This is a genomic window from Azospirillum sp. TSH100 (genome assembly GCF_004923295.1).
GTDB lineage: Bacteria > Pseudomonadota > Alphaproteobacteria > Azospirillales > Azospirillaceae > Azospirillum.
This window is the reverse complement of the sequence record NZ_CP039639.1, coordinates 440,040-455,356: the sequence shown is the minus strand read 5'-3', so window position 1 is coordinate 455,356 and position 15,317 is coordinate 440,040. Positions and strand designations below refer to the sequence as shown.

16 protein-coding genes are annotated in these 15,317 nt (G+C 65.2%); 12 read left to right on the top strand and 4 right to left on the bottom strand.

Going from position 1 to position 15,317, the window contains the following annotated elements; all coding sequences use genetic code 11:
- Positions 1–201: 201 nt before the first annotated feature.
- Complete coding sequence (locus E6C72_RS32060) at positions 202–1,029, top strand: DUF2971 domain-containing protein (protein ID WP_199228999.1); 828 nt, start codon at positions 202–204, stop codon at positions 1,027–1,029.
- A 175-nt stretch (positions 1,030–1,204) separates the two neighbouring features.
- Here the strand turns inward: E6C72_RS32060 and E6C72_RS29960 are convergent, their stop codons facing one another.
- Both E6C72_RS29960 and E6C72_RS29955 read right to left on the bottom strand, forming a co-directional pair.
- A complete protein-coding gene (locus E6C72_RS29960) occupies positions 1,205–1,534 on the bottom strand; it encodes a type II toxin-antitoxin system RelE/ParE family toxin (protein ID WP_247876128.1) in 330 nt (109 codons plus the stop codon).
- A gap of 43 nt (positions 1,535–1,577) precedes the next feature.
- Positions 1,578–2,276: a toll/interleukin-1 receptor domain-containing protein gene (locus tag E6C72_RS29955; protein WP_136700873.1), complete on the bottom strand. Its 699-nt coding sequence runs from the start codon at positions 2,274–2,276 to the stop codon at positions 1,578–1,580.
- A gap of 441 nt (positions 2,277–2,717) precedes the next feature.
- Here E6C72_RS29955 and E6C72_RS29950 point away from each other — a divergent pair, with 441 nt between their 5' ends.
- A complete protein-coding gene (locus tag E6C72_RS29950) occupies positions 2,718–3,461 on the top strand; it encodes a hypothetical protein (RefSeq protein WP_136700872.1) in 744 nt (247 codons plus the stop codon).
- Between the two features lie 98 nt (positions 3,462–3,559).
- Here the strand turns inward: E6C72_RS29950 and E6C72_RS29945 are convergent, their stop codons facing one another.
- Positions 3,560–4,864 (bottom strand): acetylornithine deacetylase/succinyl-diaminopimelate desuccinylase family protein, encoded by a 1,305-nt coding sequence (locus tag E6C72_RS29945; RefSeq protein WP_109444060.1) that lies wholly within the window; start codon positions 4,862–4,864, stop codon positions 3,560–3,562.
- A 173-nt stretch (positions 4,865–5,037) separates the two neighbouring features.
- Between E6C72_RS29945 and E6C72_RS29940 the strand changes: the two genes are divergently transcribed.
- From E6C72_RS29940 to E6C72_RS29930, 3 genes are all read left to right on the top strand, one after another.
- Complete coding sequence (locus E6C72_RS29940) at positions 5,038–5,877, top strand: 2-keto-4-pentenoate hydratase (RefSeq protein WP_109444059.1); 840 nt, start codon at positions 5,038–5,040, stop codon at positions 5,875–5,877.
- A 2-nt stretch (positions 5,878–5,879) separates the two neighbouring features.
- On the top strand, positions 5,880–6,872 hold the full coding sequence (locus tag E6C72_RS29935) for a DMT family transporter (protein ID WP_247876065.1): 993 nt from the start codon (positions 5,880–5,882) through the stop codon (positions 6,870–6,872).
- Between the two features lie 89 nt (positions 6,873–6,961).
- Positions 6,962–7,414, top strand: a complete 453-nt coding sequence (locus tag E6C72_RS29930) for a DoxX family protein (protein WP_109444058.1) — start codon at positions 6,962–6,964, stop codon at positions 7,412–7,414.
- 6 nt (positions 7,415–7,420) lie between these two features.
- On the opposite strand, the gene E6C72_RS29925 is transcribed toward E6C72_RS29930, so the two are convergent.
- The gene (locus E6C72_RS29925; RefSeq protein ID WP_109444057.1) at positions 7,421–7,936 is read right to left on the bottom strand and encodes an adenine phosphoribosyltransferase; all 516 of its coding nucleotides are present in this window, start codon (positions 7,934–7,936) and stop codon (positions 7,421–7,423) included.
- A 146-nt stretch (positions 7,937–8,082) separates the two neighbouring features.
- On the opposite strand from E6C72_RS29925, the gene E6C72_RS29920 reads away from it, so the two are divergent.
- The 7 genes from E6C72_RS29920 (at position 8,083) to E6C72_RS29890 (ending at position 15,313) form a co-directional block, all read left to right on the top strand.
- On the top strand, positions 8,083–9,336 hold the full coding sequence (locus tag E6C72_RS29920) for an MlaE family lipid ABC transporter permease subunit (RefSeq protein WP_247876064.1): 1,254 nt from the start codon (positions 8,083–8,085) through the stop codon (positions 9,334–9,336).
- Positions 9,336–10,133, top strand: a complete 798-nt coding sequence (locus tag E6C72_RS29915; RefSeq protein ID WP_109444056.1) for an ABC transporter ATP-binding protein — start codon at positions 9,336–9,338, stop codon at positions 10,131–10,133. Before E6C72_RS29920 ends, E6C72_RS29915 begins: the two co-directional genes overlap by 1 nt.
- 9 nt (positions 10,134–10,142) lie before the next feature.
- Complete coding sequence (locus tag E6C72_RS29910) at positions 10,143–11,102, top strand: MlaD family protein (protein ID WP_109444055.1); 960 nt, start codon at positions 10,143–10,145, stop codon at positions 11,100–11,102.
- Positions 11,103–11,122: 20 nt separating this feature from the next.
- Positions 11,123–11,734 (top strand): ABC-type transport auxiliary lipoprotein family protein, encoded by a 612-nt coding sequence (locus E6C72_RS29905; protein ID WP_247876063.1) that lies wholly within the window; start codon positions 11,123–11,125, stop codon positions 11,732–11,734.
- Positions 11,735–11,861: 127 nt separating this feature from the next.
- Positions 11,862–12,626, top strand: a complete 765-nt coding sequence (locus tag E6C72_RS29900; protein WP_109444053.1) for a hypothetical protein — start codon at positions 11,862–11,864, stop codon at positions 12,624–12,626.
- 204 nt (positions 12,627–12,830) lie between these two features.
- Entirely contained in the window at positions 12,831–13,967 is a 1,137-nt protein-coding gene (locus E6C72_RS29895) for a DUF2336 domain-containing protein (RefSeq protein ID WP_109444052.1), read from the top strand.
- Positions 13,964–15,313, top strand: a complete 1,350-nt coding sequence (locus E6C72_RS29890; protein ID WP_247876062.1) for an ATP-binding protein — start codon at positions 13,964–13,966, stop codon at positions 15,311–15,313. Before E6C72_RS29895 ends, E6C72_RS29890 begins: the two co-directional genes overlap by 4 nt.
- Positions 15,314–15,317: the final 4 nt, after the last annotated feature.

Genomic DNA, 15,317 nt, shown 5'->3' with positions numbered 1-15,317 from the left:
GTTTCCCGACAGGGGCCGGGAGCCATCAAAGGATGGCCCAAGAATAGCATCGCGAGCTCGGCGAGGCATGGTGGGACGTGCAGACGCTCCTCTTTCGTGCGGGGATGCCCGAAGCTGAACGGGAGGCCATAAGCGCGCTCTTGCCCGGATCGAGGCCGTGCGAGAGGATATGCGACGGCACGATTAACGCAGGGGACGGCCATGGAGATCGTCGGGACGGAGTACCCTTTCCCCATGGGAGCCGTCGAGCCCCACGCTCATGCCCTGCGGCAGCCTCCCGAAAGCCAGTTGCTCTATAAAATCATGAGCGCTCAAAATTTCGTTCGCTCGATAAGCGGGAATTATCTCCACTTCCAACGAGCGGACACGTACGGAGATGACAAGAGCGACGGAGAACAATTGCCGCTTGATAGGCCGTTTAACGAAGGGCCGCGTTTCGAGAAATCACCTGAATATTCGGCAGCGAGATACTATGATGAATCCCGAAGCCGATCCTACGCGTGTTGCTTCTCGCTCGAGTATACCCCATATATTTGGCAGAATTACGGAAACGGCGACGCGAACGGGAAGATATGCATCGAATTCAATTTCGGCAAGTTGAGAAAATACCTCAATGGAGTGGTTGAAAGCTCAATCAATAGCGGGACGCTCATGCTTGGGGAAATCCGGTGCAAGCAGATTTTCTCGATAAACTATGGGATCGTGGAGTACGTGGACAGGGAATCGCACCGGAATAACGAAACTGTCCTCCCTAATCCAGAATCCTATTTGTTTCTGAAGGATAAGAGGTACAAAGACGAGAAGGAATTGAGGATATCCCTTTCTGCGATAGGTGTTGGTAAGTTTGAATGCAACCCTGGAGTTCCTCTTGTGTTCCCGGCCGGCTTGCCCCTTCAATTGGAGTTCAAGAAAGCGATCGATGCCGGAATAATCGTCCGCATCATCGTCTCGTCGGACGCCAACCGAGCTTATATTGGCGAAGCGCTTGAGAGAATCGGGGTGCGCATGAAGATCGACGAAGGCGAGTAAGCGGGCCGTGCAGCAACAGAACAGTAAATTCGATTCAGTGCCAGACTTGCTGGCGCAAACATTGGAAAACATGTGTTTTCCGACAGGCGTTGCGAGCCGCCTCACGTCCCGTTTCAACACCCTGGGTTCATAAGCAGTAAATCTTGTCGGAATGGTTGTCTGTACGAAATCGGCTTCAGCGGGGTTTTCCGTGCAGCCGACCATTTCTTATGTCGGTTTCATATTCCGTTGCTCCCCGACCTCCGCGTACGTCATAGCGGACATCGGCGGAGGCGATCAGCGAGGCATGGAAGCGCTTCTCCGACACACCGCTCTTGTCGCCGGCAACCAGCATGACGGCGTTGCGCTTCGGGTCGAAGGCAAAGGCAACCCGCCACACACCGCCATTCGATCTGAACCGCAGCTCCGTCATGTTGGCCTGCTTGGAGCCGTTGAGCGTATCGACTTGCGGCCGGCGGAGCGCCGGGCTGTACCCTCCCAACTTCCTGGCGACCGTGCGCGTCACCTCAAGTGCCGGCTGTTGCCCATATGAACCCTGGCGAGGCAGATCATCGTCGCATAGCCTGTGCCGCCTCGCGGACTCCTTGCGCCACCTTCATTAGAGCCTCGTCCTGATTTTCCCAGGACGTGACTGGCTTGGCATCAGTGGGTAATGCCTGCAGCTTGCCGAATGGCAATTCAGTCCAGAGACAATGGCGTAGAATTACGGGGATGACTGTTGCCTTCTTAGCGGCATGTCGTTCGAGTGCCCTTTTAAGTTCATTGGTATAGCAATAATCGGAGGCAATGAAATCAGATGAAATTAGTAGAATAACAAGCTCAGACCTCGCAAGCTTAGAAATTATTGTGCTCTCCCATTCGTTGCCGGGTTTTATTTCCTGATCATGCCAATCATTGATAAGACCAAGGCGCTTGAGTGGTGCCATGTGATTGAGCAATTCGGTCTTTATCTTGGAGTCGGCGTGACTGTACGAGATAAATGCGTTGACCGGTTTAGTCAGGGATGTCTCAGGTGATTCATCCACTAGTTCTTTAGTGCCGCCCATAAGCTCAAGCGATCCTCCTACGCCGCCTACAACCCCTTTGATAACGCCTGCATCAATTAGTTGACGACGAGTTTTATCGTAACGATCGTCAGCCCAAGCCAATGCGTCTTTCAACGCCTTACTCGAAACCTTGACCGGCGGATCACCCGCCATATAGGTCAGTCGATCCAAAAAGATCTGATCGTTTGTGCGCCGTGCCACCTAAACCTCTTTGAGTTAGAAATAGCTTGAGCATTTGATCTTTGAGTGGAGCATTAGTCCAGCTTAAAATGCGTTTGGTTGTATCTATCGTGGGGGAATGGCCATGGAGTTTATGAAGCAGGAAAGGAGGTTGCATTCCCATAGCGTGTCGATGCATAGAATAGATCTGATTTAAGAACCTCAAGCAGGTGTGTTCTAAGAGCGAACCATGAAATTCTTGTCGGTATTCCAGCGCCACCTTGTCGCATACAGTTAAATTTCTGCTCATGGCGTAAGTTAGACGTTGAGTATCTGTCAAAGTGTTCCTTTGGCATCGTAGTGACTTTACAATCGGACCGCCCCCCAACAGACGACCCCATCCGCGATTTGGCAAAACCTCGCCTATAAGGAAAATTTTCCTGTAACCTCCCCCACAAGCCCCCGCACTTGTGGAGTTCCGCCATGCCCCTCGATCCCCGCAGCTTCACCAACGACCAGTTCCCCCGCTGGGCCGAAGAGCCGCCGACTCCCTCCGAAGGCTCGCTGGTCCCCGGTTCACAGTTCCATGAGGAGCAGTGGATCATGGCCGCCGGCATGCTGGCGCGCGGCAACAGCTTCCTTCAGGTCTCGCGCGCCATGGGGTGCAGCCGTACCACGCTGTGGCGGGCCTATTACGGCTCCAAGGATTTCCGTCACAGGGTGTGGTGGGAGCGACAGGCGTTGAACCGCGAGGCCGAACTGCGCCTCTCCTCGCTGCGCATCCTGGTGGCCGAGCAGATCGAGCGGCTGGTGTCCGCCGGCGATCCCGCCACCGTGCGCTGGCTGGCCGAACGGCTCGGCCTGTTCGCCGCCCTCGACCTGCCCACCGCCAAGCGGACCTCCCAACCCGATCCACAGCCCGACGATCAGCCGACCACCAGACCCGCCCCGAAGCCGACCCCGAAACCGGCTCCGAAGCCGGCCCCGAAACCGGAAGACCCGCCCGCCGTCACCGTCCCCGAACTGGATGACGACGCCATCCCCGGCGCCCTGCGCGAACGCCACCCGCCCAGCCCGGCGATGGTCGCCGCCGTCCTGGCCCAACCGGAGGCGGAGGGACCGAAGGGCGTCTTCCCCTATACCCTCAACCAGTATGAGGAATACCCCAACCTCCTCCCCGGCCCGGTTCCCCGCCGCGCCGCCGGTGCCTTCACCGGCCGGCGGTAGAGGAACATGCGCCGAAAACTGTTCCACGCCGTTCCATCCGCCGCTCCGCCACACGGTCGAGCCCCGATGCCGCCACCCTGACCGCGGGGCGGGCGCCGTCAGAACCGCACCCCGTCATCACCCCCCAGCAGCCCCATCGTCGCCAGCGCCATCACCTGCGCCGACTGGACCATGTCGTCGATGCCGACCCATTCGTCGGGCTGGTGGGCGAGGTCGAGGATGCCGGGGCCGTAGGCGATGCAGTCCTTCAACTGGCCGACGCGCACCACATGCTTCTGGTCATAGGTGCCGGGGGACACCACATGCTGCGCCGGGCGGCCCAGCACCGTCTCGATGGCGGCGGCCACCGCCCGCACCACCGGGGCGTCGGCGTCGGTCATCGTCGGCAGAAAGGCCAGCACCTCGCGCAGCTCGTAATCGAAGCCGGGGCGGCTGCGGCGCAGATCCTCCAGGATGGCGACGATCTCGCCGCGGACCGCCTCGGGGTCCTCCTCGATCAGATAGCGGCGGTCGATCACCATGCGGCAGCGGTCGGGCACCATCGGGCTGGGCAGCCCGTCATGGTCCTCGCGCTGGCCGCCATGGATGGCGTTGATGTTGATGGTGGATTGCCGCGCGCCCTCCGGCACCACCGGCATGTCGGTGCGCTTGGCGGCGAGGCGGGGGATCAGCTCGGTCTCGATCCGGTGCAGCACGGCGCCCATATGGCGCACCGCGCAATTGCCGAGGAAGGGCATCGAGCCGTGGGCGACGCGGCCCCTGGTCTCGATCTCCGCCCACCAGACGCCGCGGTGGCCGATGCAGACGCGGTCGACGTTCAGCGGCTCCGGGATGATGACGTGATCGACCCTGGGCCGGGAGAAATAGCCGAGCTTTGCCAGATGCCCGACCCCGCCATAGCCGCCGGACTCCTCGTCCACCGTGCCGGAGATCTCCAGGGCGCCGGCCGTCAGCAGCCCTTCCTCCAGCAGCGATTCCACGGCGATGATCGAGGCGGCGATGCCGCCCTTCATGTCACAGGCGCCGCGGCCATAGACCCGGCCGTCCTTCACCTCCCCGCCGAAGGGATCGACGGTCCAGCCCTGGCCGGCGGGCACCACGTCGATATGGCCGTTGAAATGGACGCAAGCGCCCGGCCGGGGCGCCTCGATGCGGGCGACGACGTTGGTGCGCGGATAGCGGTCGCTGTCGCCGGCCGCCCCCTCCGCCCGCACATACTCCACGGCGAAGCCGCGCGCCGCCAGCCGCCGGCCGATCAGCTCGGCGCAGTCGGTGTAGACGTCGCCGGGCGGGTTGACGGTGGGGATGCGGATCAGATCCTGCGTCAGCGCGACCAGATCGTCGCGCCGCGCCTCGATCCGGCGGAAAAGCTGTGTGGTTGCGGCATCGATGTCGGAACGCATGGCCTCTCCCGCGGCAAGGACCCCGCCAGTGTTGCCGCAAGCGGATGGTCCGTCCACCCCGCCTTTCGGGAAGCGGCCCTGTTGGCATGTCTGTTGTTGGTCTGTTGCAGCGCACTTTCCCGGACCGGCCGGGACCGTTACAGTCGCGGCGTCCTTCAGCGGAGAAGTTTCCCATGACCGTCACGCATCCCATCGGACTGAGCGCCCCGACCCTGGCCGACCCGGTGATCGCCGAGGCTGCGGCCCGCTTCGTCGCCGCCCGCCGCAGCGCGACCGGCCTTGCCGATTTCCCCGGCCCGCTGCCGGCCGACCTCGCCACCGCCTACGCCATCCAGGCGACGGCGACCGCCGCATGGCCCGACGCGGTCGCCGGCTGGAAGGTGGCGCGGGTGCCGCCGGCGCTGGAGGAGACGCTGGGCGCCATGCGCTACATCGGTCCGATCTTCGCCGGCACGGTGAAGACCGCCGACGGCGGCCCCTTGAGCTTTCCGGTCATTCCCGGCGGCTTCGGCGCGGTGGAGGCGGAGTTCGCCGTGCGCATCGCCGCCGACGCCCCCGCCGACAAGCTGGACTACAGCCCGGCGGAGGCCGCCGCCTTCATCGCCGCCGTCCATGCCGTCATCGAGGTGGCCGGCGGCCCGCTCGCCCCGGTCAATACCCTTGGGCCGACCGCCTCCACCGCGGTCTTCGGCAACAACACCGGCCTGATCCTCGGCGAGGAGATCGCGGGCGGCGTCGAGGGCGCCGACGCACTCAGGGCGGAAGTGCTGATCGACGGGCAGAGCGTCGGCGTCGGCAGCAGCGCCAAGCTGCCGGGCGGCATTGCCGCCGCGGTCGCCGTGGCTCTGGGCATGGCGGCCCGGCTGGGCCGGCCGCTGAAGGCCGGGCAGTGGGTCTCCACCGGCGCCCTGACCGGCGTGCACGCCATCGCCATCGGCCAGCAGGCGCGGATCGCCTTCACCGGCCTGGAGCCGATGTCCGGCACCGCCGTGGCGGCCGGAGCAGTTGCCTGACGATGGCTGGCGCAACCCAGGGTGTCGCTTTGTCCCAGTCCCGCCTGTCTTCCGAAGCCCCCGACGTCACGGCACAGCGCCTTCTGCCGCCGGTCCAGATGCTGGTCGGGCTCGGCCTTGCGGTGGCGGGGGTGGTCGCCTTCTCGTTCCGGCCGGTCATCATCAAGCTGGCCTACCGCTACAATGTCGATCCGGTCACCCTGATCATGCTCCGCATGGTCTTCGCGCTGCCCTTCTTCCTGGGCATGGCGCTGTGGCCGGGCATCAAGAAGGGAGCCGGGACGGGAGCGCGCGCGCCGATCGCCGGACGCGACCTCGTCCTGACGGTCGCGCTGGGCGTCACCGGCTATTACGCTGCCAGCTTCTGCGATTTCCTCGGGCTGCGGTATGTCTCGGCCGGGATGGGGCGGTTGCTGCTGTTCCTCTACCCGACCATCGTCGTGGTGTTGTCGGCCCTGTTCCTGGGCAAGCGGATCGGCCTGCGCGAGGTGGTGGCGCTGGTGGTCTCCTACGCCGGCGTCGCCCTGGTGGTTTGGTCGGAGATCGGGACCGGCCATCCCGACTTCATGACCGGGGCGGCGCTGGTCTTCATGGGCGCCTTCCTCTATTCGGTCTATCTGGTCGGCAGCAGCCGGGTGGTGCAGCGGATCGGCTCCATGCGCTTCACCGCCTATGCGATGACGGCGGCCTGCCTGTGCTGCATCCTTCAATTCCTGCTGCTGCGTCCCCTGTCGGCGCTCGATCTGCCGCTGCCGGTCTATGGGCTGTCGGCGGTGATGGCGGTGGTCTGCACCGTACTGCCGGTGCTGATGACGGCGGAGGCCTTGCGCCGGGTCGGCCCCAATCTGGTGGCGCTGTGCGGCGCCATCGGCCCGGTCGCCGCCGCCGTCTTCGGCTATCTGGTGCTGGCGGAGCCGATGGGCTGGCTGCAACTGGCCGGCGCCGCCCTGACCGTGGCCGGCGTGATGGTCATCTCGCTGTGGAGGACGGCCTGAGGCGGATTTCCCGTCTTGATGGGATATCTCGGGGAATAATCGGCCCCCCACCGCCGTCCCTGTCCAAACACCGGGAAAAGGGACAAGCAATGATGAATCACACCACCACCTACGACACCGGCGCCGGTGCCGCCACCGCCGGGCAGGATGCGCTGCTGCTGGCGGCCCGCGTCCTGCTGGGCGCCATCTTCGTGCAGAGCGGTTTCGGCAAGCTGATGGCGCTCGGCGGCTTCATCGCCGGGATGGAGAGCCAGGGCGTGCCGATGGCCGCCATCGTCGCCCCCCTCGGCGCGCTGGTCGAGGCGTTCGGCGGGCTCGCCATCGTGCTGGGCGCCTGGACCCGGCTGGCGGCGTTGTTGGTGGCCGCCTTCACCGTCGCCGCGACACTGATCGCCCACCGCTATTGGGAAGCGGCGCCCGACGCCATGAAGATGCAGCAGATCCAGTTCATGAAGAACCTCGCCATCATCGGCGGCTTCCTCTCGCTGGTCGCGTCGGGTGGCGGGCGCTTCAGCATCGACGGCTGGCGCGCCCGGCGCTGAACCGGGTTACGAATCGTACGCCATCAGCGAGACGCTGGGCACGTCGATCCGGTCGCGGCCGTTCAGGAAGGTCAGTTCCACCAGGAAGGCGGCGGCGCGGACGTCGGCGCCGACCTGGCGGAGCAGGTTGATCGCGGCGGCCATGGTGCCGCCGGTCGCCAGCAGGTCGTCCAGCACCACCACGCGCTGGCCGGGCTTCACCGCATCGGCCTGCACCTCGATGGTGTCGGTGCCGTATTCCAGATCATAGGAATGGGCGATCTTGTCGCCCGGCAGCTTGCCGTGCTTGCGTACCATGATGAACCCGATGCCCAGCGTCAGCGCCAGCGGGGCGGCGACCAGGAAGCCGCGCGATTCGATTCCGACCAGCAGGTCCGGTTTGTGGGGGCGCACCGCTTCGGCCAGCGCGTCGATCGCGGCCTTCCAGGCAGCACCATTCGCCAGCAATGGCGAGACATCGTAGAACAGGATGCCGGGCTTCGGGAAATCCGGGATGTCGCGGATATGGTCTTTGAAGTTCATCGGAGGTCTTGTCCGTAAAGAATGGCATGCCGGCGTGAATGGCCCGGTCCGCCCTTCGGCACTCTAACGGCTGACCACCCCGCCGCAAAGCCAGGATTGGACGCCGGGGCGATGCCGCCAAGCCCCGGATGAGCCGGATAAGCCAGATGGGGTTGACCATCCGGCGATGCTCCGCCACGTTCCAGACGCACCGGCCGGATGTACCGGTGGATGTGCGGATGCGTGCGGCGGAACCTGTGGCAGCGACTTTGACCAAGGACGAGGCATCGGACAGGGCCCGGATCGATGCCGGTCCGGACGAGGGCGGATGGCGGATCGCCGCCGCCGGACACTGGACGCTGCATGCCGCTTCCACCGCGTCCGACGCGATCGACCACATGCCGCCGCCGGCCGCCGGTGCCGCGGTCCGGCTCGACCTTGCGCGGGTGGAGGCGCTCGACACCGTCGGAGCCTATCTGCTGAACCGGCTGGCCGAGCGGCTTGGCGCAGACGGGCATGCCGTGACGGTGGTCGGGCTGCGGCCGGAGCATGCCTCCCTGTACGAGGCGGTGTGCGAGGCGGGCAAGGCGCCGCCCCATCCGATCGAACGCGAGCATCACCCGATTCTCGACATGGTCGTCCGCACCGGCGAGACGACGGTGCATGCGGTCAAGGAGATCCTCGACCTCGTCGGTTTCCTCGGCCTCGTCACCGTCACCTTCGTCCGGCTGATCCTGCGCCCGTCGCGCTTGCGCCTGACCTCCGTCCTGTTCCACATCGAGCAGACCGGTCTGAACGCACTGCCGATCCTGGGGCTGCTCTCCTTCCTGATCGGCGTGGTGCTGGCATTCCAGGGCGCCGACCAGTTGAAGCGCTTCGGCGCCGAGCTGTATGTGGTGAACCTGCTCGGCATCTCCGTTCTGCGCGAGATCGGCATCCTGATGACCGCGATCATCGTTGCCGGCCGTTCCGGCTCCGCTTTCACTGCGCAGATCGGCACCATGAAGGTGAACCAGGAGGTCGACGCCATCGGCACCATGGGCCTCGACCCGGTGGAGCTGCTGGTGGTGCCGCGGGCGCTGGCGCTGATGATCACCCTGCCGCTGCTGGCCTTCTATGCCGACGTGATGGGGCTGTTCGGCGGCGCGGTGATGGCCTATGCCACGCTGGACATCACCTTCGGGCAGTTCATCCGCCAGCTTCACAGCGCCGTCGGCATCAACACGGTGATCGCCGGCCTGATCAAGGCGCCGGTCTTTGCGCTGGTGATCGCCATGGTCGGCTGCTACGAGGGGCTGAAGGTCTCCGGCAGCGCCGAGAGCGTCGGCATCATGACCACCAAGGCGGTGGTGGAGGGCATCTTCCTGGTGATCGTCATCGATGCGGTGTTCTCCGTCCTCTTCTCCATGCTGGGGGTGTGATGGCTGGCGCTCCCGTCATCCGCGTGCGCGGACTGGTCACCCGCTTCGGCCCGCAGACGGTCCATGACGGCCTCGATCTCGACGTCGGGCGGGGCGAGGTTCTGGGCGTCGTCGGCGGTTCCGGTACCGGCAAATCGGTGTTGCTGAAGGAAATTCTCGGCCTGATCGATCCCGCCGCCGGCCGGATCGAGCTGTTGGGCCACGACACCGCCAAGCTGGACCCGGCAGAGCGTACGGCACTCCAGGCCCGCACCGGCGTGCTGTTCCAGAACGGCGCGCTGTTCAGCTCGATGACGGTGGCTGAAAATGTAATGCTGCCGCTGAAGGAGCACACCGACCTGCCCCTGCCGTTGATCGCCGAGGTGGCGCGGGTGAAGATCGCCATGGCTGGGCTGCCGCCCGATGCCGGCACCAAGCATCCGGCCCAGCTGTCGGGCGGCATGATCAAGCGCGCCGGTTTGGCCCGCGCCCTGGCGCTCGACCCCGACATCCTGTTCCTGGACGAACCGACCGCCGGTCTCGACCCCATCGGTGCCGCCGCCTTCGACACGCTGATCCAGGGCCTGCAGCGCAGCCTGGGGCTGACCGTCTTCATGGTCACTCACGACCTGGACAGCCTGACCTCCATCTGCGACCGCATCGCCGTACTGGTCGACAGGAAGATCCGGGTGGGCACCCTGGCCCAGCATCTGGCAGACCCGCACCCCTGGATTCACGAGTATTTCCACGGACCGCGCGGCCGCGCGGCCCTCGACGCCAAAGAGCGCAACGACGCTCGGCAGTTTGCGAAAGGGTAGAGGGACGCCATGGAAACCCGCGCCAGCTATGTCCTGGTCGGCAGCTTCGTGCTGGCTCTGGTCGCCGGCCTGCTGGTCTTCACCGCCTGGATCGCCAAGGTCCAGCTGGACGAAACGCGCGAGACCTACCGCATCTATTTCACCGGCTCGGTCACCGGCTTGCAGCAGGGCAGCCCGGTGCGCTACCGCGGCGTGCCGGTCGGAACCGTGTCGGACATCCGGCTCGACCCCGACAACGTGACGCGGGTGCGGGTGACGATCATGGTACAGAATGGCACGCCGATCATGTCCGATTCCATCGCCTCACTGGAATTGCAGGGCATCACCGGCGGCGCCTATGTCCAGATCTCCGGCGGCAACGTAGGGGGCAAGCGTCTGACCGTCACCGATGCCGATGGGGTGCTGACCATCCCATCGCGGCCCAGTTCGCTGACCGCGGTGGTGGACAGCGCGCCGCAACTGGTCAACCGTGCGCTGGAGGTCATCACCAAGCTGGGCGAGATGCTGAACGGCGACAACCAGAAGGCCATCGCCGACATCCTGGCCAACGCCCGCGCCATCAGTGCCGAGCTTGCCCGCGCCAGCGCCGGCCTTGAGGACACCATGGCCCAGGCGCGCCGGACCCTGCATGGCTTCGAGACGATGGGCCCGCAGCTGGACCGCACCCTGGCCCAGGCGCACGACACTCTGGCGACGGTGGATGGCACGGCCAAGCAGTTGGGCGGTGAAACGCGCGAACTGATGCGTTCGTTAAAGCGCACGTCTGATACGCTGAACAGCCTGGTCGCTGAAAATCGCGAGCCGGTGCGGGACTTTACCGCCACGGGGCTGTATGAATTGACGCTGCTGATCACACAGTTGCGCGATCTGTCCGGGCAGCTGTCGCGGGTGGTCACGCGGATTGAGAACGACCCGTCGAACTTCCTCTTCGGCGGGACCCGGCAGGGCGTGGAGGTGCGTGGGAAATGAGGCGATTTGCAGGGTATGCCGTGCGCGGGATTCTCGGGGCGGCCCTGATGCTGGGGGTGGCCGCCTGCTCGACCCTGAATCCAACGGCGCCGCATCTGTACACCCTGACCCCGCGGGCCAGCGTCGCCTCCGGTCCCAGGGTCGACTGGCAATTGCTGGTGGAGACGCCGGCGGCAGCAGCGGGGATCGACACGCCGCGCATCGCGCTTGCCCGCACGCCGACCTCGCTCGACTATTTTGCCGACGTGTCCTGGGCCGATCGGGCACCGAACATGGTGCAGGGGTTGATCGTCCAGAGCTTCGAGGACAGCGGCCGCATCGTGTCGGTCGGGCGCGACACGGTGGGGCTGCGCTCCGACTATGTGTTGAAATCGGAACTGCGTGACTTCCAGGCTGAATACGGGACGCCCGGTGCCGCCATCCCCGACCGGGTGCATGTGCGCTTGTCGGCCAAGCTGGTGGCCATGCCGCGCCGGACCATTGAAGCCGGTGAGACCTTCGAGGCATCGGTACCGGTGCACGGTCGATCTTTCACTGATGTGATCGCCGCTTTCGACGACGCGCTGGGCCGGGTCACCGGCGAATTGGTCAACTGGTCGCTGTCGCAGCGCTTCCGCGCGTCTGGAAGCTGATGGCCGGCAGCTTGATCGGGGAGGCGCAGGCGGGGCTGCAACCGCAGGTGTGGGAACCGAAAAGACCTTGCCACGCCCGCATAGCCGCGTACGTAATAGGGATGTTCGCGCAGCGCAGGATCGGGCGATGACGGATTTGTCGGACGTGTCCCGGGAAGAGTTGGAGGCGATGGCCGAGGCGGGACGCGAGGTGCGCCTGTGCCAGCGTGTCCTGGCCAAGACCGGCGACACGGTAGTGGGCGAGCTTCTGCGCGGTCACGGCACGCTTTACGAGTGGAAGCACTATCCGCCGGGCGACGTCTATGATGCCGAATTCCACGCCCAGTATTATTACCACTGCCACCCCGAAGGCGAACGGCCGCAAGGGGAGCATGGGCATTTCCATACCTTCCTACGGCCGCACGGCATGCCGCCGGGCCTGCGGCCGGCACCGCTTGCCGATTTCATGCCACCGGACAACGACAATGACGCACTGTCCCACCTGATCGGCATCGCCATGGACGTGGCAGGCCAGCCGGTCCGGCTGTTCACCACCAACCGCTGGGTGACGGGGGAGACCTGGTACAAGGCCGACGACGTGATCGCCATGCTCGACGCCTTCGAGGTCGACCATGCCCGGCCGTCCTGGCCAGCCAACCGTTGGATAACAGCGATGATGCGGCTGTTTCGCCCGACCATCATCGCCTTGCTGCGCGAGCGTGACACTGCAATCCGGCGCTGGGCCGACAGCCATCCCGATGCCTATGTCTACGAGGATCGCGGGCTGGAGGTCGCCTCGCAGCGTCACATCTCGGTGGAGCAGCAGATCGGCGAGGTGGGGCTGCAACTGCGCGGCACGCGCCGCCGCCGCCCCATCCTGCCGGAACCGCCGAGCTTTTTCGAAATGCCGTGAGTGATGTCCTGTCCCATGGATTTATGACCGAAGGCATGGGTATGCCGCCTAAGGTCATGGACCCATGGCCGCGGGGCGTTAAGGAAGGTTCAATCGTTTCGGAAGATCCTTGACGTTGTGGACAAGTCTCCGCCCACAGCCGCGCGGGTTTTGCGTTCCGCGATCCCTATGGAGACGGACCAGGGCAGGAAGGGTCCGGGACCCATGAGTGACGGTTTCAAGTCGGGTCATTTGACCCAGCAGGACGTGGCGCGGCTTCTGGCCGACCCGTCGCCGAACAGCCGGAACGATCTGGCCGCCAAGCTGGCCCAGCAGTTTGACAGCCCCGAGCTGTCGCAGTCGGAGCGTCAACTGGCGGAAGACATCATCCGCGTCATGGTCAAGGACACGGTCCTGCGTGTCCGCCAGACCTTGGCGGAAAATCTGAAATCCAGCCCCTCCTTGCCGCGCGACGTTGCCCTGACCCTGGCCCGCGATGTGGAGGCCGTCGCGATTCCGGTGCTGAGCGTCTCCACGGTGTTGACGCCGGCCGATCTGGTCGAGATCGTACGGTCGGGTGCCGAGGCCAAGAGCACCGCCATCGCCCAGCGCCCGACGGTTCCGGCCGCAGTCGCCGAAGCGTTGATCGAGAGCGGATCCGAGCGCGCCGTCGCGGCGCTCGTCGCCAATGAGGGAGCAGAACTCGGCGAGCAGAGCCTTGGCCGTGTCATTGACCGCTTCGGCGCCAGCGAAGCGGTGCAGGATCCGCTGGTTCACCGTTCCAAGCTGCCGATCACCATCGCCGAACGGCTGGTCGCCGTGGTGTCGGAACGGCTTCGCCAGCATCTGGTCTCGCACCATGAACTGCCGTCGAAGGTCGCGTCGGAGCTGATCCTGCAAAGCCGCGAACGGGCGACTGTCGCCCTGCTCACCGGAGAAAGCGACGAAGGGGCGCTGGACCGTCTGGTGACACAGCTTGCCCGCACCGGCCGCCTGACGCCGTCGCTGCTGGTTCGATCACTGTGCACTGGCGACATCGCCTTCTTCGAGACGGCGATGTCGCGGATGGCGAATGTGCCGATGACCAACGCCCGGCTGCTGATCCATGATGCCGGGCGGCTGGGGCTGAAGTCGCTGTACGACAAAGCGAAGCTGCCGCCGGCTCTGCTGCCGGCCTGCCGCATCGCCATCGACGTGCTGAAGGAGACCCCCTATGATGGCGAGCCGGGCGACCGCGAACGCCACCGCCGGCGCGTCATCGAGCGCATCCTGACCCAGTACGAGGATCTGGCGCCGGAGGATTTGGAGTTCCTGCTGGCCAAGCTGGGTGACATGATGCAGCCGGAAAACGCCGCGGCGTGACCGACCCGACCGTCTTCTCCGGGACGGTGTCGTCCCTGGCGCCCACGTCGGGTATCGGTCCGGCCGATACCATCCGCCGGCTGGAGCGCCGCATCGTCGAGCTGGAGGCCGCGCTGCGCCAGAGCGAGGCGCGGGCTGGCGAGGCGCGTTTCCGTTCACTGCTCCGGACGGCGGCCAGCATCATCCTGGTGCTGGGCGATGATGGCTGCATCCTGGAGGCCAACCGCGACGCCGAGCGCGCCTTCGGGCTGGAACCCGGCAGTGCCGCTGGCCGCCCCTGGACCGAAGTGATGAAGGAGCGGCCGAGCGGCCCCTTCGCCGCCCAACTGGCGAATGCTGCGGCGGGTACGGAGGTCCGCAACTTCGAGCAGGCGCTGCGCGAGCAGGACGACATGAGCGAGCGGGTCCTGCTGTGGAACCTGAATCGTCTGCCGCAGGCCGATGGCGCGCCAGCGGGCATTCTGTGCGTCGGCCAGGACATCACCCGGCGCAAGCGCGCGGAGCTGGCTCTGCGTCAGGCCCGTGACGAGCTTGAAATGCGGGTGGCCGAGCGCACCCGCGCGCTGATGCAGGAAATCCAGGAACGCCGCCGCGCCGAACAGGCTCTGATCCAGGCGAAGGAGCAGGCCGAACTCGCCAACCGCGCCAAGAGCGAGTTCCTGGCAAACATGAGCCATGAGCTGCGCACCCCCTTGAACGCCATCATCGGCTTCTCATCGATGATGGAAAGCGAGATCGTCGGGCCGCTTGGCCATCCCAAATACCTCGACTATGCCAAGGTGATCGGCAAGTCGGGCCAGCATCTGCTGGCAGTCATCAGCGATATCCTGGATGTTGCCAAGATCGAGGCAGGCAAGCTGGAGCTGCATCCGCAGCCAATGGACGTGCGCGATGCGGTGGAAAGCTCGCTTCTGCTGATCGCCGAGCGGGCGGAGGAGGGCGGGTTGACACTGACCCAGGACATCGCCCCCGAAACGCCCCACCTGTTGGGTGATCCGGTGCGGGTGAAGCAGATCCTGCTGAACCTGCTGGCCAATGCGGTGAAGTTCACCCCGGCTGGCGGCACCGTCGCCCTGCATGTTCGCCCGGAATGCGGTCGTATCCTGATCGAGGTCGCCGACACCGGGATCGGCATGAGCGCCGAAGGCATCGCCATCGCCCTGCAACCCTTCGGCCAGGTCGACAGCCAGCTGTCCCGCCGCTCCGGCGGCACTGGGCTGGGCCTGCCGCTGGTGCGTTCCTTCGTTGATCTGCTGGATGGCACTCTGGACATCCGCAGCCGCGAGGGGGAGGGGACGACGGTCAGCGTGCGCCTGCCGATGGCGCTGCCCTATGACAGGGAATAAGGCG